This is a genomic window from Alteromonas sp. ISO5 (assembly GCF_058105165.1).
Window position 1 is genome coordinate 964,970 of the sequence record NZ_CM176572.1, and the last position, 24,961, is coordinate 989,930.

Sequence of the window (24,961 nt, forward strand, 5' to 3'; positions counted from 1 at the left end):
CTGTTTATCCTAAGCTGATAATTTCAAATGCTGCCCGCTCACCTGACTCCAGTGCCGATTCCATTCCAAAATCATTCCGACGGGTATGTTCACCAGCAAAATGGAGACGATGATGTGGTTTGATGATTTCTTTAGCGAAACGATTGATTTGTCCCGGAGCATACATATGGCGACACCCCTGTATCATCGGATTGTTTTTCCAGCCATACATATCAAGGAAACGTAATTTACCTTTAGTTGACGGTCGTATTCGGTTAATTTCCGCTTCCATTACAGCTAACGCTTTGTCCTTAGAGTACTGATCGATACGTGCTGCGGCGGCATCGGTAAATACCACCATAAAGCGGCTTTTCTCTTCATCCGGGCGTGGTTCCAAAGCCCAGAACATTTGCACCGTTTCGTCACTGAAGAAGGAAGGCTCAAATCCGTCTTCTTCCCAGAATGGTTCCTCGATAACGCCAAACGCCCGTGAGGTATCAACATAATCGAGGGTAAACACGCCTTCTGCCTGTTTACCCTCAAGCTCAGGAAATACCGATACATGCTGTAACGTCGAGAAAGGCAATGCACTGACAACATAGTCAGATTGAAAACGGCTGCCGTCCATGCAGGTCACTTCGGCGCCCGTTTTTGTCATATTGATTTTGCGCACCATCTTGCCAGTGCGCACACTGTCACCCAACGCTGCTGCCATAGCTTCAGGTAAACGAGAGCAACCGCCTTCGATATTATTAATCAGGGCTAGCCCTTCGCTCATACCTTTACCGTTGCCATATCCATAAGGGCGATCCACAGCGTCCTGAACATCTTTAGTGAACGCCAGGTCGAATAGACCGCGGTTTTTTTCCTGCAGCAACCCTAAAGCCGAAGCGGTGTGAATGTCGGTCGTAGCTGAAGCCAGCCGGATGGCCTCTTCAGAGGCACCATGCTGTTTAAACAGGTCGTAAATGGAAATATCATAATCACTGAATTTAGGGTCTAGCCAATCAGTAAGTGACTTAAGCGGATTGAGTTGAGTGAGCAGCTTCGAACTTAACAGTGCCGGGGGGATCTTGCGCTCATCCCCGACTGTTTTATTCACCTCGGAATGTTCCCAATCGGTCGATTTCACCCATTGGCCATTTATATAATTAGACATTGCCATCAGTTTGCGATGTTCTGGGATCAGCTTTAAATTAAAGCGTTCACATAAGCTAATGGTTCGTGCGTAAGACTTACCGATCTGACTGGCGCCGTATTCTGGGCGGGTTTCTACATTATCAGCGGTATATACACGTCCCCCCAGCCGTTCTGAAGCTTCCAGTACAATCACTTCATACCCGGCATCTTTAAGCATTAACGCACTGTTTAAGCCCGATAGCCCGCCACCGACAACGGTGACTGAGGTTTTCTCGACGGCTTTGGCTCTGCCGGTTGCCGTTATCGACAGAGCCGATAAGGCCAAAGCCCCTTTCATTAATTGACGTCTGTTTGTTTTCATTGATTGTTTTCCATCTGTGTAATTGGCAGTAACAAATTAGGTAATGCAGAGTCATCCCAGGAATGATCAGCTTTGCCGATGCGGACTATCACGGTGTTTGTACTGGGAATGACGTAAACCCTTTGTCCGCCAGAACCATCCAGGAAAAACACATCATCGCGATTAAAGGGGTCTTTCGCTGGTACGACGGCCGGGATCCCTTTACCATAAATCCTGCCTGGGTTGTGTGGACTGCCGCGCCAGATTTGCCAGCCATAGTTTGGATTAAGTTGAGAGGGTTGGGTCATAGCTGAAATCCACTCGGCTGGCACAACTTGTGTTTCGCCCACTTTGCCTTGTTGCAGTAATAGCAAACCGAATTTCAGCCAGTCTCTTGCACTGGCCTGCAGACAACATGATGCTCGGGGGCTGCCACCTTCATGATCCAACCACAACCGCGCATCGCCGGCCCCAATGGGTTGCCAGAGATATTTTGATAAGAAATCGGCATACCGCATGTGGCTTGTGCGTTCTATGATCCAGGCAAGATACTGGGTATTAGCATTGGCATAAAAAAACTCTTGGAACGGCTCAAACCGCATTGGCCAGTGAGCAATAGCCTGACTCAAGTCATTGCCAAAATAGGTTTGATAATAGGCACTTGCCGGATTAGTTGATACCGGAGGTGTAGTAATACCGCTGGCCATTTCCAACATAGCGCGCAAACTAACAGCCCCCCGTGGCGTACCTTGTAATTCGGGTAAATACTTGTCGACCGGGTCATCCACATTGCCAATGAGTCCCTGCTGTTGCGCTATGCCTAACAACACAGCCACTACCGTTTTATGCATCGAAGCGGTGTCAAAACGCGACTGTAGGCCAAAGTCGTACCAATACTTTTCCGCTTTTATAGCCCCGCCCTGCCAGTAAATAAAGGCGTAACTGTCATGCTTTTCGACCAGTGCAATGGCCTGATCGATTGCGGGTGAGGTTTGTGCGTTAACAAGCAGTTGACGCGAATAATCCCCATCAACTACTTCCAGAGGCGTATACCAATCCACATCATAAATAAAACGCTTAACAGGAAAGTTAGCCATGCGCTCCTTTACGAAGTTGATTTGTTGTTGTGTTGGCCAATTTTGCTCGGCCTGGGCCAGGGAAAAATAACTCAAAAGCATAAAACACATTGCCAATCGAAAAATCACGGGGTCTCCACCATTGCCTTAACAGCAAGCGTCATCGCTTTCATAATGCAGAAGTCCGATGGCATCATCTGACTAAGACTGCATGACGAGCTACTGGTCCACCAGCTGAAGCTGCTTAATTATTAATCAACCTAGCAGTGCTTAACCGACTTAACTTTGACATTTGTTAAATAAAATTAAGAACGTTATTAATTCTGGTTTAGCAGCTTCTGCATAATCCCAGGTAGAATCAGTGTTAGCGCAGGAAATCACTCTGGTTATGAAACAAATTCATAGGCCCTAGCGCTAAATAGCGTCAAGGAGTGTGGTAACAGGACTAAATAGTTGATAATCGCGATTAACTGTTGCATTCACCTCTCTTTTGATAATTAATATTCATAAATAAATAGTAGAATCGAAGAGAAACCCCTGCGTGTTACGGGAAAATTTAAACGATCTGGTTGCACTGAGCGTGGTGGTAAAAGAAGGTAGTTTTACCAAGGCAGCAAGACAATTGGGCGTCTCTCAGTCAGCCTTGAGTCATGCGGTAAAAGCACTGGAAGACAGACTTGGAACCCGGCTTTTATCCCGCAGTACTCGCAGTTTGTATCCAACCGACGCTGGCAGACAGTTGCTCAAAATTATCAATCCAAGTTTTGACAATATTCTGGAGGCGATATCAAACCTTGGGGAATGGCAGGAAAGCCCTTCTGGCACAGTGAAAATCATAAGCTGTCGCTATGCGGCGCATGCTTTAGTATGGCCCAGATTGCGCAATAAATTAGCTGGTTATCCAAACCTCCACATTGAACTGCTAGTCGACAACCGGGTAGACGACATCGTCGCAGAGCATTATGACATTGGGATCAGAATTGCACAGGAAATCCCTAAAGACATGATTTCCTTTCCCATAAGCAAAAAGGTTGGGATGGTAATTGCTGGTTCACCCGACTATTTAAATCGTTACGGTTATCCTCAAAAACCCGAAGATCTACTTAAACATAATTGTATTAAAGTCAGAAAACTGAATGATGGACGCACTTTTGACTGGCTCCTTGAAGAAAACGGTAGACCATTTACTCAAAAAGTGAATGGCCAGTGGACCTTTAGTGACAATGGTCACGCCTGGCATGCTGCTCTTGACGGCGCAGGATTAGCTTATTTACCCTATGATTTGTTCGAATGGAAAGCCAAAGAAGGTCGCTTGATTCAGGTTTTAAAAGACTGGATGCCACTCTCGCCGGGGTTTCATTTGTTTTATCCAAACCGACGACATCATTCACGCGCCTTCAGTTTGGTGCTTGATGCGTTAAAATCAGAACCTGAAACCTGAAATTGCGAGGGCGATCATGAATACATTTATTATGTCTAGTCCTTAAAAAAGCACTAAACAGGTGTAATATTGATTAATTAACAGGTTGTTCGATTTAGGCGCATCGCATTTTTATAGTAGGATGCTCCGGACGCACAAAATATAAGGAAGTGTTATGAAGAAAGTGCTTATTATCTTGTTATTGGTTATCGCGGTTATTGTAGGCGCAGTGGTGTTTCTGGCCAGTGGTGCCAATGAATTTATCCGCTCGCAGATAGAAACTCAGGGCACCAAGTATTTAGCCACCCCGGTGAGCGTTGCTTCGGTAGATTTGTCTTTCAGTGAAGGCCGCCTGACCATAGACGATATCGATGTGGAAAACCCGGATGGCTTTAGCGACGAAGATGCCCTAAGCCTCAGCGGCATCACCCTGGACTTGGGAGGTTCTACCGAGGAACCTTACCGCATTCAGGAAGTCACTGTCGACGGCCCGGAGATTCTGTATGAACTGGATAGCAGTGGTCAGGGTAACCTGGTAGTGCTGAAGAACAACCTGACCGCTAACCTGCCTGAAGGCGGCAGTGAGCAACCCGCCGATCCTTCATCACCCAGCCCGAAACTGATTGTCGACCAGGTAACCGTTAGCAACGCCAGATTAGTACTGAATTTTGAAAACCTCGATACCGGGGAATTTGAGATTGATAAAAAGGCTTATGAAGTCACGTTGCCCACCTTCAACGCCGGTTCAATTGGTAAGCCCGACGGTTTGCCAGCCGACCAGGTTGGTGCCGCTATAGTGCAGCAAATGCTGGATAACGCGATTAAACAGGCTAAAGCCGAAGCGAAGAAAGTGGTCGCTAACAAAGCCAAAGAAAAACTTGAGGAAGAAAAAGACAAGTTACTGGAAAAAGGCAAAGACAAACTTAAAGATCTGTTCAACTAGGCAGTGTTTCCTGCTGCTAAATAATGCCTGACGGACGTTCCAGACGTCCGTCGCTTACCACCTGCTACATGTGCTGTTCAATGGCCACTTCAACACTTTCCGTTGCCTCTGGCCCTTCGATAGTCAGCCACATCTGACCATCCTGCACGGTAACCTGAATTTGCATAGAGCGTTGAACGACGTTTGCCAGCGTGGAGGCCAGTGCTTCGGGCACGGTAAACACCGAGAGGTTTTTGCGGGTTTGCAGCTTATTTTGTTCCTTTTTCCACCATGCATCAAAGCTGTTGTCGGCGTAGGAATAAATCATCATCTGCTGGCTTTGATTACAGCCTTTCTTAATACGTTGCTCTGAGGGTTGGCCTAATTCAATCCACAACTCAATCTCATCACTAAAGTGCTTTTGCCACAGGTCCGGCTCATCATCATCGGATAACCCTTTAGTGAACTGTAATCGCTCATGAGCATTCACAATGAACGCAATAATACGCAGCATCATGCGTGCATCGTTTTCAGACGGATGCCGGGCAATGGTCAGGTTATGATCGTTATAATAGTTGCGGTCCATATCGGTGATCGACAGGTCTGCTTTAAAAATGGTTGCTTTAAGTGCCATAGTAATCCTGAGGTAATAAAGGGTGCAAACGCCATGCAATGTCGCAACGCTCCCGCTCAGCAGATTTTACACGTATATTAGCAGCTATTGATATCATTCGTCCGCAATGGTTAGCTAATTGTTGCGTCTACGCTAGTGAATATAGCAAAAGCGGTTATTCTTTTTGCTGTTATTGTCGAGCTTATCGGGATTAGCATTCTGACCGCGTATTGGTTCACTGAAATGGACTGGAAAACCAGTCTGTGGCATGCCATGTTTTACACTATATCAGCATTCAATAATGCGGGTTTTGCCCTTAGCGCAGATAGTTTGATGCCGTATATTTAGGATCCCGTTATTAATCTTACCATTACGTCATTGTTTACTACGGGTGGTTTGGGCTTTTCACTCTGGCTACATATTTGGCAAAAGCGAAGATAGCGAAAACTCACTCCCTATAGCCGACTTATGCTAGCGGGCACACTCATTCTATACACGTTAGCCCTGCTTACCATTTATTTTATTGAATATGACAACCCATAAACTCTTGGCATGTTAAGCCAGTCTGACAAATAGCTTGCCGCTTGGTTAAAGGCGGTCACACCGAGAACGGCTGATTTCAACACCGTTGATATCGCGTCGCTGAAAGACGCTTCTACAGCATTGATACTGCTGCTTATGTTTACCGGTGGTGGGTCACTTAGTACAGCCAGTGGGATAAAGGTAGTTACTTTTTTGTTCTGTTATTCTCCACATACAGCTTTCTGCGCAGAGACAGTAATGTGGAAAGTTTTGATAAAACAATTCCGTCGGAAACCGTCAGAAAGGCACTCGCCATTACATACATCTGTGTGACCTGGCTGGGTATGTTTGGATTGCTGATAACAGAAAATGGTAAATTCTTTGATGTTGTTTTTGAAACAGTCTCTGCACTCGGCACGATTGGCTTATCCCAGGGATTAACGGCCGAACTAAGTAACCCTGGCAAATTGGTTATTATGTTATTGATGTTTACTGGCAGGCTCGGACCGCTGACAGTAGCTTACTGTCTTACCAGCCCACGTGTAAAAGCGACACGCTTCCCGTCGTCTCGGCTTGCGATTGGATAAGGAATGGAAAGTGCGCAAGCATGGTAAAGAAAAGCGCCGTACCTGGCGACAACTACACCTGGGTGTGGATGCCAATCGCACAAATTCTGTGCGCCGAGATATCGCCGGAGAATATCGGCGACAATTAGGCTCGCAGACTTAAAGAATGGAAGCGAGAAACGGATTATCATAAGCGTTCGCTGGCGGAGACCGCCATGTGGCGCTACAAATCTCTGACGGGTGAAAAACTCCGTTTACGGGATTACAACGCTCAGGTGGGCGACTCCATGGCACGTGTTGCCGTGTTGAACAAAATTAGGCATGCCGGTGAGCAAAATGATCCGCTAAGCAGATTAAGGTAAGGGGAAGTCAGTCCCTGAAAATGAATTGATCAACAAGACCCCATGAAATATGATTTATAACAATGAAAAACCAATAAATCACACTATATATCAAAAACACCCAAAGAACCTATTTGTAATGAAAATTCTCCCGACGCCTCTGTCTAAGGAAAGGAGCTGTTCTGAAATGGCCTAGGAGCAGTTTACGTATTTGCCAAAGCTGACAACAACTTGACTTACGATATCTATATAAGTAACGCCACTGGATTGAGATTTCTTGCCAAGAGCGCCGAAAACCAAGTAAACAATTGTGAAGATTTCAGAAAGGCCTTCAAAAGTACCCGAAGAATTATCTAAATAAAATTAAACCCGAGTGGCGATATCATTAGCAATATTCTCTAGGCATATATCACCGTTAAAAAAATATTCCGGAGTAATTTTGATGCTAAAAGCACGTTCTAATTCTATCGTGATAGTAACCGCATCTATAGAGTCAAGGTCAAACTCTCTGATGGGTGAATTTTCACCAATATCATTATAGCTCTCCCCCAATAAATCAGCTAGATATAACTTCATCCAATGAGTTAACTCGTTACTCAACACTGATTTTTTCATTGCTAGCTCTTTCAATTTATTTCATCTCAGATTGTGTATAACCGATTTATATCAAGTCGTTATAAAAAAACCAAGTAGTTTTTATACAACAATTTTTGCTACCATAGGCGATTAGAATGAATCTGTATGAATAAATAATTAAGAGCTGTAGTTTGAGGGACATATGGAAATAGGCCTGCTTTACCTGCAACAAAAACCACTAGAAGCAGTGCCTTCATCCCGACTTCGAGCCTTACTAAACGAGGCGAATATACAGGGTTTTGATCTTCTGGTTTTGATTTATCGCTCTGTGAATTATCACTCCCAAACGATTAAAGCCTATTGTTGGTCAAGAGTAGAAGAGAAATGGCACGTTAAATTAGTGCCTATCCCTGAGATGTTAATATTCCAGGATGCAGTTAAAAACTATTCAGAGCGTAAACTCCGAGAGTGGTGTATACGGTATCGATACACAATCGCTGACGTGGGCATTAGTAAGAAAAGGCTCGCCGAGCTCCTCAGTGATACAATTTACAACAACACTATTATCCCCACACAAACATTAGCCAAAGACAATACTGTTTCCCATATAAAACTATTTATAAAAGAACATCAGGGAGCGGTAGTCAAACGAGAGAACAGTAACCGCGGAATAGGTTTAGTTTTTATTCGTAAAGTTGAGAGCTTATGGACATTAACCTCTGAACGCAAAAAGATGACAGGCACTTTGGATGAGGTCGCCGAGCAAGCTTCAAAGCTAATTAAAGGACGGATGAATTATCGCGACTATATAATACAACCCTTTATCACAGCAAAAACCAAGGACCAGCGCCCCGTTGATATCCGGGTTCATCTGCAAAAACGGCGAGACGGTAAATGGTACACTACTCGGGCTTATGCAAGGGTAGCCGAAGCTTGTTCAATGTTGCCAAATTATAGCAAGGGAGGTTATCAACGGGACCTAGAGTCATACTTGAAACTTGTTTGCCCCGATAATTTCAAACAGATTAACAGAACGTTAGTCTCGACGGCCATTGGAATTGCTACGGCCCAGGATAGAGTGGCAGATCACCCCCTGTCTGAGTTGGGGCTTGACTTTATACTTGATACCAAAGATAAACTGTGGCTTGTTGAAACAAATGCGTGGCCACAATCGGCACTACACGAAATGGAAAGAGCCCGATACGTTATAGAGTATCTGCGCTTTTTAAAAGCGACAAAAAGTAACTTAGTCAGACAGAAAATACCATGTCAGCAATCCCCCCAGGGCGAATTGGACAATTCCATAGAATATTGTTAACAGCTGTGCTTCTATTTAGCTCACCAGATAATGAATTAACTAAAGAGTAGCCATGTTATGAAACAAGAACTTATTGCCAATTCACCTGATGAAAAGCTAGCGTTACTTACTCGCGATAAACATGCCTATTTTATGGCCAAGGCGCTGGAGAAACGAGGTATCGCCTGGCGGGTCTTGCATCAACCGGGCAAGCTTACGAAGAAAGGTAACCCGAAGCGCTGGTTAAGCTTTAATTTAAACGGTAGAGACTTGCTCTACCGACTGACGATTTTTTTTGAACCCACGAGTGAGCAAACCAGACGTACAAGAACTTACATAAACGGGCAAGCGAGCCATATTGTAGCCGACAAACATGGGACCAAACGAAGGCTTGCTGCCCACCATATCAATTGCCCGAAGGGCCAAATCTTTCGCCGACGTTCAATTCAAAAAGCACTTGAATATTATCATACGACACAAGGTATGTTGTGCGTGAAGCCGAACAATGGCAATCAGGGGCGAGGTGTAACGTCAAGGATCAATAGTTATCAGCGGTATAAACAAGCTGTCGAAAAAGTTGCCGCGAACTTTGTCAATATCGTGGTTGAAGAACACGTTGAAGGCGAGCACTTTCGCTTTTTCTACGTTGAACCAGAGGTTGTGGGGGTACGTCAAGGTATACCGCTTAGTGTAGTTGGAGATGGTAAGCACACTATTGCTGAGTTACTAGCTTTAAAAAACCTACAACGGCGACAGCGTGCATCGCCAACGCACCCCGAAATATCTGTAGATGACAATATTGTTAGTTATCTGAAAGCACAGCAACTTTCGATTGATTCAGTCATACCGCAAAATGAGCGCGTATTTCTTCGTTCTGCTGCCAGCTACTCTGAAGGGGCAGATACGTTATTACATGATTTGAGCTCAGTTCACCCAGATTATCTTGATATTGTAGCTAGGGCATGCCAGGCAGTGCCAGATTTACACTTTTGTGGTGTCGATATTGTGATAAAGGACATTACACAGCCAGCAACTTCAGATAACTACTGGATATTAGAATTAAACTCTACACCTTCGATTACTCCCTTTTACTTTCCTTGGGAGGGTGAAAAAGTGGATATTGCCGGGAAAATCATTGATATGATGCTCAAAAACTTCCCTTTCCCAGAAAGTGAAGACGTGAAAAACAAAGAGAATCATTAGGGATAAAACATGATTACTCTACCAGCGCAAGCTACAAAGCTTGATCAACACGCCGCATCATTGGCGTGGTCGTTATCGCAGAATGGTATTGATTACGAAGTATTTTCGTCAAACAATAAAAAATCAGACATTGCCTACTGGCTAAAGTTTGAGGTTAATGGTCAAGCGTTTTTATACCGCTATGGTGTTTTGTTTACGGTATCCAACACAGGCGACCAGTCCGATAAGGTTAATATTAACCATCGAGCAGAATTACTCGTGGCGGATAAACACAAAACCAAGCTGCACCTTGCCAAACATGGCATTAGCGTACCATTTGGCAAATTCTTTCGACGACGTTCATTGCAACCCGCTTACGATTTTTATAACGATCTTACAAAACCGCTATGCGTGAAACCTAACAATGGCCGTATGGGTCGCTGTGTAACCGCTTCTATCAATACCTATGAACAATACACTAAAGCCATATCTCGTGTGGCTGCTGATTATCCAACCCTAGTGGTTGAAGAGCATGTAGACGGAGAACATTTTCGCTTTTTTTACGTTGAGCCAAAGGTCATTGCGATCCGCGAAGGTATTGCACTGAGTGTAGTAGGTGACGGTGTGAGTACCATTGCCACTCTGCTCAATAACAAAAATAAAGAGAGAGCTATAAGAAACCTGGTAACCCATCCGACGGTTGCTATCGATCAACCAATACTGGATTATTTGGCAGCGCAACACCTCACACCAGAAAGTGTACCCGCTTTAAACCAGCGAGTGTTTTTGCGGTCATCTGCCGGACACTCGGAAGCAGCAGATACCATAATTCTGCCGCCGGAAGCCATCCACCCGGATTACCTTCGCATTGTGGAAAGGGCCTGCCAATCGGTACCCGGATTATATTACTGCGGTATCGATATTGTTATTAAGAACCGGACAAAACCCGCCACAAATGAGAACCATTGGATTATTGAGCTTAACGCAAACCCTGGTTTGTCGCCCTATTACTACCCCTGGGTTGGCGATAAAATTGATGTCTGCAAAGTATTGGTAGATTTGCTAAGGAGCCCGCGTGAATTCTAAACAAAACATGGTTACAAATCCCGATACCAATGATGGAAAGAAACGTCCACTGGATCCCTTCGAGCGATGGGGTTATATCAACCGCAAAGTACTTACTTTTAAGCTTAGCGAAAATGAACAAGAGAAGTTTAAGACTGGTTTAGCCAATCTCCACTATGAACGAAGTAAAATTGAAAAGTATGCCTCGGGGGTACTTGATGACATGCTCATATTCAATGGGAACACAAATAGCCCCGCCATATTATGGTGTTTTAATCATTGGAGCGAGCCACTTTTGCTAGCTCGACATTTACCCAATTCAGTCACCTTGATAGCGGCAGTTTCTACTCACCTGTTAGCAGCAAGACAAGAGTGGAGGCTCAAAACGCGATTACATGAACACCTTGTTAAGCGTTACTTAACCACGTTAAAAGTGCATAACTTGATTTCGAACCAACTACTTATCGGTGGGAATTGTCAGGGTGCACCGGTAGCCGAGTCACTGGCAGTAAGAATCAATAACCAAACCGGACTCTTACCTCAATTGGTTACACTCGATTATACCCAGCGCAAAGCCTATTGTGGCCCCAAACTAATGCTATTTGGCAAAGACAGTAGTTATAACCCGTTCAACAGCGGAATAGACCCTAATAAAATGTGGGAAACTTTACCAGGCAAATGGCAGTACGAATTTTTAAACGCCGCGCATGGCCAATATTTTAGAGAACCAGGTATCACTGAATTAAGCCAGTTTTTGGATAGAGAAATGCAACAGCTGATAACAACAAATGTATCTGTCCCAGACCCATCTACCGATGCTTACTCTCAGAAAGCAATATAATGAATGCTATGAAGCAAGAAATAACTGAATTATTGGTGAGCGGAACTGATGAAAGGACGTCATTGGATAAGAGAGGTTTATCTAACTACGGCATTTCTTTTACCGATAGCAGTTTGACAAATAGAGGCTCCTGCACTTGTAACCATATTACCCAACATCACATTGACTATTTATCTAAAAAATTGCGCATAGTTTCAACCAGTCAAGACTGGATTAGTTTAATAGACAAAGTACGAAATAGTATTCAACAAGAAGTCGTTGGAATTACAGAGACTAATTTCGAGGTTTTATTCGGGCCCTCTGGCACTGATTTACTGTACTTCCCGTTGCTTTTTTCAAGAGAGCGTTTTCCTGAAAAAAAGAGTTTGTATATTGTTACTTGTATTGATGAACTAGGCTCAGGAGCCATTAATGCCTCTCAAGGTAAGTACTTTTCCGCAAAAAATCAGTTTGGAGAAGGCATACCGAAGGGAGAGTCCATCATTGATACTGATTTTATTGAAACTCATTACCTAAACGCCCGGTGTCCGCAAGGATATATTGAAAACCCTAGAGAAAAATTAAGCGAGTTAATTAGTTTCAATCCTGACAAAAGTATTATTGTTAATCTAGTTGTTGGTTCTAAATCGGGTATTGAAGACAACCTTTCATGGATAGATGAACTGGCCGCAGACAATGTGATGTGGAATGTAGACATGTGCCAATTCAGGCACAGTTATAAATTGATTGCTCCCCTCATCCAAAAGGGAGTTTCAGTTATGATCACTGGTTCTAAATTTTACCAATCCCCTCCATTTTGCGGGGCTATTTTGATCCCGGAAAGTTGGATTAAAAAAATAGAAAATATCAAAAGATTATCTCATTTTGACTTATTCAATAAAGTGTTCTCCAAGTATGATCTTCCACCTACGCTAAGGCAAAAAACTAACCTTCCAGCAAAAATCAACAAAGGCGGAGTCCTTCGATGGCTAGTGACGTTTAAGTCTATTTCCGATTTAAGGCTTATCGAAAAAAACAACATTAGCAAAATAACATATACCTGGAATGCATTTGTTAACAATGAGTTAGGAAAACATAAAGAATTTATGCTGATGCCTGAGCAGAACAAAACAGATCCCACAATAATCTCTTTTCAGGTTAAAGGGAAAGATGGGGTTTTAAACCATCAACAATTAAGAACACTGTTTATATCAGTGGTAACAAGCAACCAACCTGACCTTCCAACCAAAAGAGTTTTTATCGGGCAACCTGTCGCTTATGGCGATAAGTCCTTTTTGCGGTTAGCGATAGGAGCCAATGATATAGTTGATTTTAATGCACGTGGAGCAGATTTACTTGAAATCGATAAGCGAATTATAGCTCTCATTAGTGAAAAACTAATTGAGTTGGAATCAATACAGCCGTAAATCTACTCACTTAAATAATTGACATAACGCACTACCAATTGACTATACCAGCTCATTGTGAAGGAAAATCAAAAGCTGATGACATCACAGTCGTTCCTCCCCCCCCAAAAAAACGCCGCTTTGCCTCCGGTATTGTTGTGCGTAGGTTTTCATCGCAGTGCCACATCCGCAATTGCCAATTATTTACACAATGCAGGTCTTGATTTCGGCGAAAATTTAATTCAGCCGCATATCGCAAACCCAAGGGGCTATTTCGAAGATATGCCGGTGGTGAAAATGCATGAGTCATGGCTGGAAGAGCAAGGCACTAACTGGCAATATCATGGAGAAGTGGCGTTAACACAAAAGTCAGCTTACGCAGAACAAATCAAGCAATATGTTGCGCTGCGCGACAAGCAGGCCAAACCATGGGCATTGAAAGATCCCAGACTTTGCTTATTTTTGCCTAGCTGGCAATACGCCTTAAAAGAACGGGCCCGATACTGTATTGTTGTTCGCTCCTGGCAGAGCTGTGTTGAATCCTTGCACCACCGGCATAGCAGAGAGCTGACCTACTTAACTCAACGCAGCCGTTCATCACAGCACCTCAAATTTTGGCAAATAGAGGCGCTGGCCGCCAAAATGTGGCTAAACTACAACCAGCAAATAGTTGAGTTCATCCAGCAAAATCGCGCTAAATGTGTAGTAGTTACGCAAAAAGCTGCATTAGTTGGCGCCCCGATATTGGATAGTATTAATGCGATGGATGATTTTTCACTTGATAACAACGCGTTATCACCATTTTCCAAAGAACTGGTAAAAGAAACCGTTAGCCTTCGCCACAATACTCTGATTCCAACACAATTAAAAAATGAACTGGACAAATTGTGGCGTACATTGCTTAGCCTTTGTGATCATAGGGCCGAGAATGAGCTGGTAAACACCTACTTTGATGCCAACACACCTATTATTTCTGCTTTGTTAAGTGTATCACCACAACCTCTTAGCTTATCTCACAAAGATGAAAATAAGACTATGCAACAGTTATTTGGTGAGTATTCGAACGACAGCACATCGGCAATCAAAGGTTACTTTGCGTTTTATGGCGACGCATTGAGTAAAATTGATCAAGCAAGTTTACTAAAACACTATGCCAATTTACTTAAACAATGTTGTAATGTTCATGCCAGATTTGAGCTCGCCGCCAGAATATTAACGCATATAGAAAAATGCAATATTTTAACGCAGCGTCACAACGGTCAACTCACACTAACGCAGGTGCCTCCACTAATATCTCTCCAAACTCGCTTGTTTCCGAAGAGCAAAGGCGCAGATAAAGTTATTATCAATGGGCTTGCCGCGAAGTGCGACTGGGTTGTACTTTCAGATAACAGTGCCCCAGAGACCTTTTTAGTTAAACGTCAAAATACCGAATCGCCTAAAACGATATTTGTGAGCTTCCGCAATCCTTTTGCTGCAATTAGCTTCTTTTATGAACAGGTAATGCCACAGATTTCTGCGCCATTCATCATAATTTCCGGGTCAGAAGATACAACCTTTCCAGAGCAAATTGACAAGCGTAGGCGATCTTTTAACGAAAAAGAGAACGAATTAATTAAAAATATTCTGGATGACCCAAATCTCATTCACTGGTTTACAGAAAACCTATCCAGCAATAGCCATAGTAAACTAAGCCCTATTCCACTAGGACTGGTATATCGAGACAGTAAACAGAATCCGTCTTTACCATGGGAAACTGTACCTCCTATGCGTTCACGACCAAACAAAGTATTATGTGCCCACAGAGTTAGAGGTGACCACCAATGGGACCTCAGGAAGCGTGTAAAGCATATAGCCACCAAAGAGTGGCAACAATTTTGTATTGTTATTGACAATTATCTCTCAGAACGTACTTATTTAACGCTTTGCAAAACCGTTAGCTTTGTTGCTTGTGTGGAAGGCGGAGGTCTGGATCCCGCGCCTAAGATAATTCACAGCATTCTAATGGGCGCAATCCCCATTATCAGGCGCACACCAACGAGCGAAGCCTATTCAGAGTTGCCCGTTGCTTTTGTAGATGATTGGACCCCTTCTGCTATAAACGAAAAAAAGCTAGCGCGGTGGAAGGAGAAATTGTCACAATGGTATGACGAACCAGACAAGCGTACCAAAGTACTTAAAAAGCTGGATATCAACTTTTGGTGGGAAAAGTTGTGCAATCGTCTACAGCAGCGCTAAATTCCTTAGCTTTGCAATAAACACAGTCGAGCTATCACTAGTAACTTTACCACTTGTGGTTTTAAGTAGTTAGCCTCTTTCGAGAAGATAAACTTCTATTTTAGAGGGTGTCCGTCCGGTAATCCCCACATTCAATTCATAAGTTAGCTGCGGCATCGTGTTCGCTTTCAAAGGAGAATGACCATGCAGTAACATCAACAAAAACAAAGCGGACTCACCGCTGTTGAGTTTTGTCGTCAGCAGCAGATTAATGTTCAAACCTACTATACCGGCCGCCGTGATATTAGGCTTAAACGAACAAGCAGCAAGTTTGTTCAAGTGAAGCGTGAAGTGACGAAGATTGAGTCATACATTGAGGAAATGGATCGCGAACCTCACCTGCAATTTGGAAACGCTCAACTTAGCGTGCCAACAAACATCAGCCCTCACTGAGTTGCCACTGTCATGAAGACATTAGCCGAATGAAGATGCTCGTTGAGCCTGCCGACATGTATTTATACATGAATATCGTCGACTGCTGTAAGTCGAGTAACGACTTGATTGTGGCGGTCGCACGGGGCATGAACCTCAATGTCTTCCGTGACGCGCTGTTCGTCTTCTGCAACAAAAAGCGCGATAAGTTTTAACTCCGTAGTATTTTTTTGTGAGAACTAAAATATGAACCTAGCTCGTTGAGTTAGGGAAGTCCAATTACCGTTTATGGGGTAGAACCTAGAGCCTGTCGAAAGACAAATAAATGGTGCCCAGAGGCGGGTAAAGCGAGATTCAAGTGAACAAACAGTTTTGCTCACGCTCGCTGAACGGCTCGAGCTGTGCGAGAGGCTGAAATGTCCGCCAAGCAGAAATAACTGCAGGGATTTATCACATTATGGGAGTATTTTAACTTAGAAAAGAATGGTGCCCAGGGGCGGACTTGAACCGCCACGCCCTTGCGAGCACTAGCACCTGAAGCTAGCGTGTCTACCAATTTCACCACCTGGGCCTTGCGTTTAGCTCGTTGCTCAACGCGGGCGGAAAGATACGCTGTTGGACTATTCTTGTCAATCACTTATTTTCACTTTCCCTAAATTTTTGCAACTTACGGCTTGTGTATGAGCAATATCCTGCAAACTCATCTTTCCGCAGGGGTCCATGCTGTAATATTGCGCAAACCAGAGCTGTAATGTGGCCATCGCATCATCCAGGGCATTATGTGCCGGAGCCAGCGGTAAATCTAGGCGCTGACGGCATACCGTAAGGGTGGCACTGTTTGGCGGGAGCACATCATGTTGTTTTTGCAACTGATACACCGCCAGCTTCAGCGTATCTATGGTAATCACCTCTGGCAGATACATTTCGTTGGCGGCGAACACTTTATCGAGTACCGCCAGATCAAGCCCGGCATTATGAAAAACCCAAACATGGGTCTGAGCATAAGGTGCGAGACGCTCTAACGCTTCCTTAATGTGCGCACCCTGAGCAATTTCATCCGCTGTCAGGCCATGAATAACCGGGCTTTGCTCCAGATCGCCCGATGCCCTGACCACGTCATAATAGCAGCTACTCAGCTCAATGCTCCCGGCCTTCCCCTCTGTCCAGCCAATCGACGTTACTTTGGCTTTCTGTGGGTCCAGCGAGGTCAGTTCCAAATCAACCGCCAGCAAGGGGACATCCCGGAGCATTTGGTGCTTGCGGCTTTCCGGCAAAGCGGTTCCACTACTCATCCACTGCCGTATGCGCCGCCAGATTGAAGGCTGTCGCTGCGCCTGCATATCAGGATATTCCGCCGGAGAATTTCATAACCGCCGCTTGCTGGGCTCGCTCGATAGCCTGAAAGGCCGCTTTTAACTGGTGTTTTTCAATCGACGATAAGTCGCTGACTGACACCAGATTGTTGGTGACTCTATTTTGCAGTTGGTGGCGCCAGCGAAGTCGATTTAAGAACAGCCAGATATCCCGCAGATTATCTGCATCACGGTTCGATAAACCGGCGCCTGCCGGGAGTGCGGCAAGCCGCCCGAGCGTAGACGGCATGGTTAACCCGTTTGCCAACGCATAAAGCCTTACCAGGTTATTAATAATGGCAATTGCCCGCACTTTCAGATCAATAGCATCTTTAACGGTGTGGCCTTTTTCATAGGTGAATTTTTTAAACATCGACAGGGGCACCGAGGCATCATTAGCCTGGCGCGCCAACGCCGCCAGAAACATGGGTTGTTTTAATAAGGGCGCCCGAGCCATCTGCATTTTTCTGAATAAATCCACGTCTCCTGCGGCAGCACGGGCATCCAGAAAAATATTAAAATACATAATGGCTTTATTAGTGGGTTGAGCCACCCAGCCTTTTGCTTCTTTAATGGCAGCATCCAGTGACAACCGGAGCTCGGCATTGCTGGCCATAATATTGCCCGGGCACAGTTTGATTCCGCATTTTCCCAACCCGTTGCACACATACTCTGCCATACCGGCAAAGTAAGCCGCCTCCTCGTCACTCGGTTCACGTTCCAGCAATAAGCCGTTGTCCTGATCAGAGCCCATGGTCTGATCTTCCCGCGCCTGTGAGCCATAGACAATCCAGGCATAATCTAGCGGCGCCGGCCCGTTTTCGCGCTGATAATAACTAATCAACTTACGGGTCATAATATCGGTAGCCTGGGCCAGCACTTTACCGGCAATATCGAAATCCCCGAGGCGCTTGGCATGGGTGGCTAAATAATGTGGCAGTTGCCACGACAGCCTGGCGAGCTCATAAAGGTTTTCCGCTTTAGAGAGCTCACCAATAACAAACAGTACATTGCCCTTTTGATGACGTATTATATCTGACGCGGTCACCATACCCAGCGGCTGCCGGGTTGTCCGGTCTATCACCGGTAGGTGATGAATATTGCGCTCGGTCATCAGTGTCATGGCGTCGAACATGGTGCGGTTCTGAATAATCATGGCCGGTTTCTCTGTCATGATAGACTTTACCGGCAAACCAACATCCAGGCCGGTGGCCACTACCCGGTTACGCAAATCGCGGTCGGTAACAATACCGGCGAGCTTGTCATTATCGGTTATCAGCAGTGACGATACATTGCTTTGTGACATAACCTCTGCGGCCTGCTGCACTGACAGACTGACATCCACTTTTACCGGCGCCCGCTCAATCACTTCGGATAGGGCTTTATACAGCCACATGGAATTTGAGTCTTGCACAGCCTGGTTCTGCAGTGCCTCGCTTTTGGTGCCCTGGAAGAAGTTGGCGATTTCCGGCATCTCCAGAGATTTTTTAAACGCGACCTCGCTAAACGAATAAACCAGTCCGGGTGAGTCCACTTCTACTTCCAGCGGATAGGTCACGCCATCTATCAGCGCATGAAAGCCAAAGTAATCACCTTCACTCAGGTGTCGCTCAGGTCCGTCACAGTCTTTTACCGAAAACTGGCCGCTCTGGATAAGAAACAAACGTCCGGCGTTTTCCTTGAGTAACGCTTCCTGGTTTTCCTTAGCCAGATAGATAAGCCTCGCCTTTTGGGCCAGTTCATCGAGCATTTCATTTTTCAGGTGATCAAAAGGTGCTGAGGTTTTCAGAAAATCGATCACTTGCTGTGGCGTGGTACTCATAAGCTGTCCCCAAAAGCGTTTTTATCCTGTATTAGTTACAGCATACTGTTTTTTTGCCAATCACTAACTGTGCTGAATCAACCCTGTTTATGCCTGAACAGCCTTTGGAAAAACCTGCTCAGGGATAAATAAAGAAGGCCCACCGCAAGGTGAGCCTTTTCGTATTTAAATGTCAGTCAATCTTAGTGAGCCGACGCTTCACCCGCGCCTTTCGGGAAGCGGATACTTTCAACCATTTCCTGGATTTCCTGTGGCGCTTCATCAGTCATTTTGAACACGCCGTAGGCGACTGCGAAGTTCACAATCATCCCCAGGGTACCGATACCTTCCGGCGAAATACCAAACCACCAGTTAGCAGGCACGTTCGCTGCCGGATTCACAAACTTGAAGTAGATGATATAGGCTGCGGTAAACGCGATACCCGAGATCATACCAGCCACAGCACCTTTATCATTCATACGCTTGCTAAAGATACCCATAATAATAGCCGGGAAGAAGCTCGAGGCCGCGAGACCGAACGCGAAGGCGACCACCTGCGCAACGAATCCTGGCGGGTTAATCCCAAAGTAACCGGCAATCACAATCGCCACACCCGCTGCCAGTCGGGCATAGCCCAGCTCAGCTTTATCAGAGATGTTTGGCGCAAAGTTACGTTTCAGTAAGTCGTGTGATACCGAAGTCGAGATTACCAGCAGCAGACCCGCCGAAGTAGACAGTGCCGCAGCCACACCACCAGCCGCTACCAGAGCGATAACCCAAGCAGGCAGGTTGGCGATTTCCGGGTTAGCCAGTACCATGATGTCACGGTCAACGTTTACTTCATTAGCACTGTTAGGGTCGGTAATACTACCCGCAGCATAATACATGTTGCCATCGCCATTCTTATCGTTAAATTCGATAAGGCCGGTTTTTTCCCAGTTCTTAATCCAGGTAGGGGCATCCGCATAAGGTGTACCCGCCAGGTCCGGACCATTGATGGTTTCAATCATGTTTACCCGACCAAATGAAGCCAATGCCGGCGCAGTGGTGTACAGGATTGCAATGAAGACCAGCGCCCAACCTGCAGACTTACGCGCATCACGTACTTTAGGTACAGTGAAGAAACGTACGATAACGTGTGGTAGACCAGCAGTACCTACCATCAGTGCGAAGGTAATAAAGAATACGTCAATGGTGCTCTTCGTTCCGGTGGTATACTCTGCAAATCCAAGTGCCAGTGAAATCTGGTCCAGTTTCTCCAGCATGTACATCCCGGACCCATCAGCCAGCGTTGCACCGAAAGCAGTTTGCGGCAGAATGTGACCCGTCACCATTACAGAGATAAATACACAAGGTACTAAGTAGGCGAAAATCAGTACGCAGTACTGAGCCACCTGAGTGTAGGTAATGCCTTTCATACCGCCTAATACGGTGTAGAAGAATACAATTGCCATACCGATAACCACACCGGTAACAATGTCTACTTCCAGGAAGCGGCTGAATACCACGCCAACACCACGCATCTGACCGGCAACATAAGTAAAGCTTACGAAGATGGCACAGAATACCGCTACGGTACGTGCGGTTTGTGAGTAGTAGCGATCACCAATGAAATCCGGTACAGTAAATTTACCAAACTTACGTAAGTAGGGCGCAAGACACAACGCCAGCAGTACGTAACCACCGGTCCAGCCCATCAGGTAAACCGCGCCGTCGTAACCCATAAAGGAAATCAGACCGGCCATAGAGATAAACGATGCGGCTGACATCCAGTCCGCAGCGGTTGCCATGCCGTTAAGGACAGGTGGAACACCGCCGCCGGCAACATAAAAGTCGTTGGTTGAACCAGCGCGGGCCCAAATCGCAATAGCGATATACAGGGCAAACGAGGCGCCAACGATGATAAAGGTTAATAATTGTACATCCATTGGATTACTCCTCGTCTACGCCGTATTTTTTGTCTAATGCATTCATTTTGGCCATATATACAAAAATGAGTACCACAAACACGTATATTGCACCTTGCTGTGCAAACCAGAATCCCAGCTTAAAGCCAAAGAACTGGATTTCGTTTAGCACGTCTACTAAGAGAATGCCGCAGCCAAAAGACACGACAAACCAGACTACTAACAATTTGGCGAGGATGGAGAGATTCTCCTTCCAGTACGCCGTTTTGTCGTCATCACTTTTAAATGCCATCTTTCCGTCCTCATCAACAGGTTAATTCGATGTTCTATTTTTACATTTTCCTAACGGAGAGCTTCTCAGGCGACTTTAGCGCTTACCCTGGCTATCCCAAACCGCCAAAATCGCCTAAAAACCGCATAATTAGGAGCTTCGGATATACTCTAGACGGGCCTGTCAATTCAAGAAATGAGACCATGGTCGTAGGTCAGGTCTTAGGGGGTTGGTTATAATGCAATCAGATTTGTTAAAAACCTGTTAGGACAAGGCATGACGTTCGGTTGGGTTTCACTCGCACTCGTTTATTTATTTTTATTATTTTATATCGCCAGTTGGGGCGATAAGAATTCTCCCACCGCCAGATGGATAACCTCGCATCCGGTCATCTACTCCCTGGCACTGGCGATTTATTGTACTGCCTGGACCTTTTTTGGTGCGGTAGGTCAGGCATCGCGCGATACCTGGATATATTTACCCATTTTGCTTGGACCGGTTTTGGTTTACGTTCTTGGTTACCGGTTTATCTATAAACTGACACTGGTCAGCAAAAAACAGCATATTAATACCATTGCCGACTTTATTGCTTCCCGCTATGGCAAGCGTCAGGCGGTTGCTCTGCTGGTTACCATTATCGCTTTGATGGCCACTATTCCCTATATCGCCCTGCAGTTAAAAGCCATCGGTGCCACCTTTAAACTATTAACCAATCAGCCTAACAGCCAGTTTATTATTGTTCTGGCCACCGCCTTTATTGCCCTGTTTGCGATCTATTTTGGTACTAAACAAACCGATGTTACCGAATACCGCCGCGGCTTAATCCTGGCCATTTCCTTTGAATCCTCTATTAAACTGTTAGCACTGGTTCTTGTCGCCATCATCGGCTATCAGGCATGGTATGAGCAGGAAACAAGGCCGATTCTTGAAGATTTCCTCACCTCTGAAGCACTGTCTCAGTTTTCCTCTTTTACCTTTTTCGCCCAGGTGATTATGGCCGCCGCCGCGGTGATTTGTTTGCCTCGACAGTTTCACGTGGCAATTGTTGATAACCTGAGCCTGAATCACCTGAAAACGGCACGCTGGTTATTTCCGTTATACCTGGCAATCACCGCCACCGTGATTCCTATTATTGCCATGGCCGGGCAATCGGTGTTTGCCAGCAATCCCATTGAGCCGGATACTTATGTACTATCGCTGGCCATTTTCTCGGAATCTTTTTTACTGCAGGTCATTGTGTTTGTTGGCGGATTATCGGCCGCCACCGCCATGATCATCGTTGCCACGCTGACGCTCAGTACCATGCTGACCAACGACGTGGTACTCCCCCGATTACTGGCAGTTAAACAACATTCCGCAGCTTACGGTGACTACGGTAAACGCATTCGACTGATCCGCCGCATTATCATTGGCATTATTCTGTTACTGGCCTTTTTATATCACCAGCAAATGACCGGCAGTCGTTCGCTGCACTCCATTGGTTTGATTGCTTTTTCGCTGGTTATTCAGCTTATGCCTGCGGTAATTGGCGGCTTGTACTGGAAACGCGGCCATGCGCATGGTGTATACGCAGGCCTGGTAGTTGGGCTCATCACCTGGGTGTTGTGGCTGGTGTTGCCCATTGTCAACAGCTCCTCCACGGACTTTGAACAAAGTGAGTTACTCAGCCAGGGCGCGATTATCAGCCTGATTGCCAACGCCATGGCCTATTGCCTGTTTTCTTGGTTTGCGCCGGCCCGATTAATTGACAGGATCCAGGCTGAAGCCTTTGTATCCCCCGCTGAAGTGCGTAATACGCCACTCAAGAATCAGAGTGTTAACGTTACCATCGCTGATCTTATCACTTTGCTCTCCACGTTTATGGGCACCGGGCGCTGCAAGCAGTTGGTCAATGAGTATCAGCAACTGCACCACACCACGGTTGAAAGCTCTCAGGTACCGGATGACGCCTTTATGGCCTTCTGTGAAAGGGCACTCGGCGGTGTCATCGGTGCATCCAGTGCTAAAGCGCTGATCGACAGTGTACTGCGTGGTAAGAAGCTCGACTTTACCGAAGTTATTAACTTCTTTGACGATACCACCCAGGCCATGCAATTTAACATGACCGCCCTGCTCACCTCTCTGGAGAATATGGATCAGGGCATCAGCGTGATTGATAAACACCTTAACCTGGTGGCCTGGAATAAACAGTACGCCACATTGTATACCTATCCGGAAGACTTTTTAGTGGTGGGCATGCCCATAGAAAAGCTCATCCGCTACAATGCACAACGGGGGGAGTTTGGAGTAAATGATATTGAGGGCGAAATCGAAAAACGTCTGGAGCACCTGCGTTCTGGCACGCCTCATCGGTTTACCCGTCAGCGTAGCGACGGCCGGGTTATTGAAATGGTCGGTAACCCGCTCCCGGGTGGCGGCTTCGTAACCAGCTTCAATGATATTACCGGGCACGTGGAAATCCAACAGGCACTGGAAGAGTCCAATATCGACCTTGAGCTGCGAATTAAAAAGCGCACGGAAGAAGTTCACTCGATTAACGCCGAGTTACGCCTCGAGATTGAGCGCCGCCGCGGCGTAGAAAAAGAGCTGATCCGGGCCCGTAAACAGGCCGAAGATGCCAATGCCAGTAAAACCCGCTTCCTGGCGCTAGCAAGTCACGATGTATTGCAGCCGCTTAACGCTGCCAAGCTTTATGTTTCGGCTTTGCAGGAGGCCAGATTACCGGAAGCGGTGAATAACATCGTCAACAAACTCAACCACTCGGTTACCTCCAGTGAGGCGCTGATTGCTACTCTGCTGGACATTTCCCGCCTGGATCAGGGCGAGCTCAAGCCCAACCCGGAGCCGGTAAACATCAAGGATTTATGTGATCCCATCGTTGATGAGTTATCAATGCGCGCCAGGGATAAAGGCCTCATCCTGCGCACCCGCTTACTGAACTGCTGGGTGTATGCCGATAAAACCTTCCTGTATCGAATAATTCAGAACCTGCTGTCTAATGCAGTGAAATACACCAACACGGGTAAGGTGCTGCTTTCTACCCGCAAGCGGGCAGGAAAACTGCTGATTGAAATTCGTGATACCGGCATTGGGATCTCCAGGGAGCAACAGGCTTTAATCTTTAGTGACTTCTATCGCACCAATGTAAGCTCTGAACACGGCATCGGGTTGGGTTTGGGTGTAGTAAGACGATTAAGCCAGCAGATGCAGTGTAAGGTAAAAGTTGAATCTGAAGTGGGCCGGGGCAGTTGTTTCTCGCTGAGTTTCCCCATGACCCAGCCACTGGTCGCAAAGAATACCTCGCTGGCAAACCCTACCGCTTCCTTCCACGGTCTACGGGTGTTGTGTGTGGACGACCAGCAGGAAAATCTCGACGCGCTACAAACGTTATTAGAGAAATGGGGCGTAAGCACGGTATTGGCGGATAACTGGAACGATGCTATCACGCAGGCCGATATTTTCTCGCCGCAAATTTTACTGATGGATTATCAGCTCGGCAACGATCAAAATGGTCTGGATTTAATTGATGCCATTCGCCAGCATCTCGATATCGTGCTGCCAGCTTCACTGGTTACCGCCACCCACGATGAGGATGTCGTGACCCGTTGTAAGGAACAAGGGGTGAATTACCTGAGCAAACCCATTAAGCCCGCTAAGCTCCGCGCGCTGCTTAAAAGTATGACCCGCTACATTAAACATGCCCACTAATGTGTGGG

23 protein-coding genes and 1 tRNA gene are annotated in these 24,961 nt (G+C 45.9%); 15 read left to right on the forward strand and 9 right to left on the reverse strand.

Annotation, left to right across the window (positions count from 1 at the left end; all coding sequences use genetic code 11):
- Positions 1 to 4 precede the first annotated feature (4 nt).
- Positions 5 to 1,480: a flavin monoamine oxidase family protein gene (locus tag AC2T0J_RS04340; RefSeq protein WP_489808948.1), complete on the reverse strand. Its 1,476-nt coding sequence runs from the start codon at positions 1,478 to 1,480 to the stop codon at positions 5 to 7.
- The gene (locus tag AC2T0J_RS04345; RefSeq protein WP_489808949.1) at positions 1,477 to 2,556 is read right to left on the reverse strand and encodes a serine hydrolase domain-containing protein; all 1,080 of its coding nucleotides are present in this window, start codon (positions 2,554 to 2,556) and stop codon (positions 1,477 to 1,479) included. Before AC2T0J_RS04345 ends, AC2T0J_RS04340 begins: the two co-directional genes overlap by 4 nt.
- Before the next feature lie 520 nt (positions 2,557 to 3,076).
- Here AC2T0J_RS04345 and AC2T0J_RS04350 point away from each other — a divergent pair.
- Together AC2T0J_RS04350 and AC2T0J_RS04355 are read left to right on the forward strand one after the other, a co-directional pair.
- A complete protein-coding gene (locus AC2T0J_RS04350) occupies positions 3,077 to 3,976 on the forward strand; it encodes a LysR family transcriptional regulator (protein WP_489808950.1) in 900 nt (299 codons plus the stop codon).
- Between the two features lie 154 nt (positions 3,977 to 4,130).
- Positions 4,131 to 4,898: a hypothetical protein gene (locus AC2T0J_RS04355; protein ID WP_489808951.1), complete on the forward strand. Its 768-nt coding sequence runs from the start codon at positions 4,131 to 4,133 to the stop codon at positions 4,896 to 4,898.
- Between the two features lie 64 nt (positions 4,899 to 4,962).
- Here AC2T0J_RS04355 and AC2T0J_RS04360 read toward each other — a convergent pair whose 3' ends face one another.
- Entirely contained in the window at positions 4,963 to 5,511 is a 549-nt protein-coding gene (locus AC2T0J_RS04360) for a YaeQ family protein (protein WP_489808952.1), read from the reverse strand.
- A 135-nt stretch (positions 5,512 to 5,646) separates the two neighbouring features.
- Here AC2T0J_RS04360 and AC2T0J_RS04365 point away from each other — a divergent pair, with 135 nt between their 5' ends.
- The 4 genes from AC2T0J_RS04365 (at position 5,647) to AC2T0J_RS04380 (ending at position 6,940) form a co-directional block, all read left to right on the forward strand.
- On the forward strand, positions 5,647 to 5,838 hold the full coding sequence (locus tag AC2T0J_RS04365; RefSeq protein ID WP_489808953.1) for a potassium transporter TrkG: 192 nt from the start codon (positions 5,647 to 5,649) through the stop codon (positions 5,836 to 5,838).
- A gap of 285 nt (positions 5,839 to 6,123) precedes the next feature.
- Positions 6,124 to 6,345 carry a hypothetical protein gene (locus AC2T0J_RS04370; RefSeq protein ID WP_489810431.1) on the forward strand — a complete coding sequence of 74 codons (222 nt, stop codon included), beginning with the start codon at positions 6,124 to 6,126 and terminating at the stop codon, positions 6,343 to 6,345.
- Positions 6,273 to 6,599 (forward strand): potassium transporter TrkG, encoded by a 327-nt coding sequence (locus tag AC2T0J_RS04375; protein WP_489808954.1) that lies wholly within the window; start codon positions 6,273 to 6,275, stop codon positions 6,597 to 6,599. The genes AC2T0J_RS04370 and AC2T0J_RS04375 overlap by 73 nt, the downstream gene beginning before the upstream one ends.
- A gap of 194 nt (positions 6,600 to 6,793) precedes the next feature.
- Entirely contained in the window at positions 6,794 to 6,940 is a 147-nt protein-coding gene (locus AC2T0J_RS04380) for a hypothetical protein (protein WP_489808955.1), read from the forward strand.
- A gap of 342 nt (positions 6,941 to 7,282) precedes the next feature.
- Here the strand turns inward: AC2T0J_RS04380 and AC2T0J_RS04385 are convergent, their stop codons facing one another.
- Positions 7,283 to 7,534, reverse strand: a complete 252-nt coding sequence (locus AC2T0J_RS04385; protein ID WP_489808956.1) for an acyl carrier protein — start codon at positions 7,532 to 7,534, stop codon at positions 7,283 to 7,285.
- 163 nt (positions 7,535 to 7,697) lie between these two features.
- Between AC2T0J_RS04385 and AC2T0J_RS04390 the strand changes: the two genes are divergently transcribed.
- From AC2T0J_RS04390 to tnpB, 8 genes are all read left to right on the forward strand, one after another.
- Positions 7,698 to 8,813: a YheC/YheD family protein gene (locus AC2T0J_RS04390; protein WP_489808957.1), complete on the forward strand. Its 1,116-nt coding sequence runs from the start codon at positions 7,698 to 7,700 to the stop codon at positions 8,811 to 8,813.
- 57 nt (positions 8,814 to 8,870) lie between these two features.
- The gene (locus tag AC2T0J_RS04395; protein ID WP_489808958.1) at positions 8,871 to 9,995 is read left to right on the forward strand and encodes a hypothetical protein; all 1,125 of its coding nucleotides are present in this window, start codon (positions 8,871 to 8,873) and stop codon (positions 9,993 to 9,995) included.
- Between the two features lie 9 nt (positions 9,996 to 10,004).
- On the forward strand, positions 10,005 to 11,060 hold the full coding sequence (locus AC2T0J_RS04400) for a hypothetical protein (RefSeq protein ID WP_489808959.1): 1,056 nt from the start codon (positions 10,005 to 10,007) through the stop codon (positions 11,058 to 11,060).
- On the forward strand, positions 11,050 to 11,880 hold the full coding sequence (locus AC2T0J_RS04405) for a hypothetical protein (RefSeq protein WP_489808960.1): 831 nt from the start codon (positions 11,050 to 11,052) through the stop codon (positions 11,878 to 11,880). The genes AC2T0J_RS04400 and AC2T0J_RS04405 overlap by 11 nt, the downstream gene beginning before the upstream one ends.
- An 8-nt stretch (positions 11,881 to 11,888) precedes the next feature.
- Positions 11,889 to 13,286 (forward strand): hypothetical protein, encoded by a 1,398-nt coding sequence (locus AC2T0J_RS04410; RefSeq protein WP_489808961.1) that lies wholly within the window; start codon positions 11,889 to 11,891, stop codon positions 13,284 to 13,286.
- 78 nt (positions 13,287 to 13,364) lie between these two features.
- Positions 13,365 to 15,503, forward strand: a complete 2,139-nt coding sequence (locus AC2T0J_RS04415) for a hypothetical protein (RefSeq protein ID WP_489808962.1) — start codon at positions 13,365 to 13,367, stop codon at positions 15,501 to 15,503.
- Positions 15,504 to 15,749: 246 nt separating this feature from the next.
- A complete protein-coding gene (locus AC2T0J_RS04420; RefSeq protein WP_489810432.1) occupies positions 15,750 to 15,935 on the forward strand; it encodes a hypothetical protein in 186 nt (61 codons plus the stop codon).
- A gap of 68 nt (positions 15,936 to 16,003) precedes the next feature.
- Positions 16,004 to 16,129, forward strand: a complete 126-nt coding sequence (gene tnpB, locus AC2T0J_RS04425; protein ID WP_489810433.1) for an IS66 family insertion sequence element accessory protein TnpB — start codon at positions 16,004 to 16,006, stop codon at positions 16,127 to 16,129.
- A 269-nt stretch (positions 16,130 to 16,398) separates the two neighbouring features.
- Here tnpB and AC2T0J_RS04430 read toward each other — a convergent pair.
- The 5 genes from AC2T0J_RS04430 to AC2T0J_RS04450 form a co-directional block, all read right to left on the reverse strand.
- Positions 16,399 to 16,485 (reverse strand) — tRNA-Leu (locus AC2T0J_RS04430).
- A 58-nt stretch (positions 16,486 to 16,543) separates the two neighbouring features.
- On the reverse strand, positions 16,544 to 17,206 hold the full coding sequence (locus tag AC2T0J_RS04435) for a 3'-5' exonuclease (RefSeq protein ID WP_489808963.1): 663 nt from the start codon (positions 17,204 to 17,206) through the stop codon (positions 16,544 to 16,546).
- 49 nt (positions 17,207 to 17,255) lie between these two features.
- Positions 17,256 to 19,088 carry a putative nucleotidyltransferase substrate binding domain-containing protein gene (locus tag AC2T0J_RS04440; RefSeq protein WP_489808964.1) on the reverse strand — a complete coding sequence of 611 codons (1,833 nt, stop codon included), beginning with the start codon at positions 19,086 to 19,088 and terminating at the stop codon, positions 17,256 to 17,258.
- Positions 19,089 to 19,270: 182 nt separating this feature from the next.
- The gene (locus AC2T0J_RS04445) at positions 19,271 to 20,995 is read right to left on the reverse strand and encodes a sodium:solute symporter family protein (protein ID WP_489808965.1); all 1,725 of its coding nucleotides are present in this window, start codon (positions 20,993 to 20,995) and stop codon (positions 19,271 to 19,273) included.
- 4 nt (positions 20,996 to 20,999) lie between these two features.
- A complete protein-coding gene (locus tag AC2T0J_RS04450; RefSeq protein ID WP_105933789.1) occupies positions 21,000 to 21,266 on the reverse strand; it encodes a DUF4212 domain-containing protein in 267 nt (88 codons plus the stop codon).
- Positions 21,267 to 21,521: 255 nt separating this feature from the next.
- On the opposite strand from AC2T0J_RS04450, the gene AC2T0J_RS04455 reads away from it, so the two are divergent.
- Positions 21,522 to 24,953: a hybrid sensor histidine kinase/response regulator gene (locus AC2T0J_RS04455; protein WP_489808966.1), complete on the forward strand. Its 3,432-nt coding sequence runs from the start codon at positions 21,522 to 21,524 to the stop codon at positions 24,951 to 24,953.
- The last annotated feature ends 8 nt before the right edge of the window (positions 24,954 to 24,961 follow it).

Coding starts and splice junctions, on each gene's coding strand:
- AC2T0J_RS04390 (WP_489808957.1), top strand. CDS start 7,698: ATGGAAATAGGCCTGCTTTACCTGCAACAAAAACCACTAGAAGCAGTG.
- AC2T0J_RS04345 (WP_489808949.1), bottom strand. CDS start 2,556: ATGGCTAACTTTCCTGTTAAGCGTTTTATTTATGATGTGGATTGGTAT.
- AC2T0J_RS04410 (WP_489808961.1), top strand. CDS start 11,889: ATGAAGCAAGAAATAACTGAATTATTGGTGAGCGGAACTGATGAAAGG.
- AC2T0J_RS04380 (WP_489808955.1), top strand. CDS start 6,794: ATGTGGCGCTACAAATCTCTGACGGGTGAAAAACTCCGTTTACGGGAT.
- AC2T0J_RS04415 (WP_489808962.1), top strand. CDS start 13,365: ATGACATCACAGTCGTTCCTCCCCCCCCAAAAAAACGCCGCTTTGCCT.
- AC2T0J_RS04355 (WP_489808951.1), top strand. CDS start 4,131: ATGAAGAAAGTGCTTATTATCTTGTTATTGGTTATCGCGGTTATTGTA.
- AC2T0J_RS04360 (WP_489808952.1), bottom strand. CDS start 5,511: ATGGCACTTAAAGCAACCATTTTTAAAGCAGACCTGTCGATCACCGAT.
- AC2T0J_RS04435 (WP_489808963.1), bottom strand. CDS start 17,206: ATGAGTAGTGGAACCGCTTTGCCGGAAAGCCGCAAGCACCAAATGCTC.
- AC2T0J_RS04385 (WP_489808956.1), bottom strand. CDS start 7,534: ATGAAAAAATCAGTGTTGAGTAACGAGTTAACTCATTGGATGAAGTTA.
- AC2T0J_RS04340 (WP_489808948.1), bottom strand. CDS start 1,480: ATGAAAACAAACAGACGTCAATTAATGAAAGGGGCTTTGGCCTTATCG.
- AC2T0J_RS04395 (WP_489808958.1), top strand. CDS start 8,871: ATGAAACAAGAACTTATTGCCAATTCACCTGATGAAAAGCTAGCGTTA.
- tnpB (WP_489810433.1), top strand. CDS start 16,004: ATGAATATCGTCGACTGCTGTAAGTCGAGTAACGACTTGATTGTGGCG.
- AC2T0J_RS04445 (WP_489808965.1), bottom strand. CDS start 20,995: ATGGATGTACAATTATTAACCTTTATCATCGTTGGCGCCTCGTTTGCC.
- AC2T0J_RS04450 (WP_105933789.1), bottom strand. CDS start 21,266: ATGGCATTTAAAAGTGATGACGACAAAACGGCGTACTGGAAGGAGAAT.
- AC2T0J_RS04400 (WP_489808959.1), top strand. CDS start 10,005: ATGATTACTCTACCAGCGCAAGCTACAAAGCTTGATCAACACGCCGCA.
- AC2T0J_RS04455 (WP_489808966.1), top strand. CDS start 21,522: ATGACGTTCGGTTGGGTTTCACTCGCACTCGTTTATTTATTTTTATTA.
- AC2T0J_RS04440 (WP_489808964.1), bottom strand. CDS start 19,088: ATGAGTACCACGCCACAGCAAGTGATCGATTTTCTGAAAACCTCAGCA.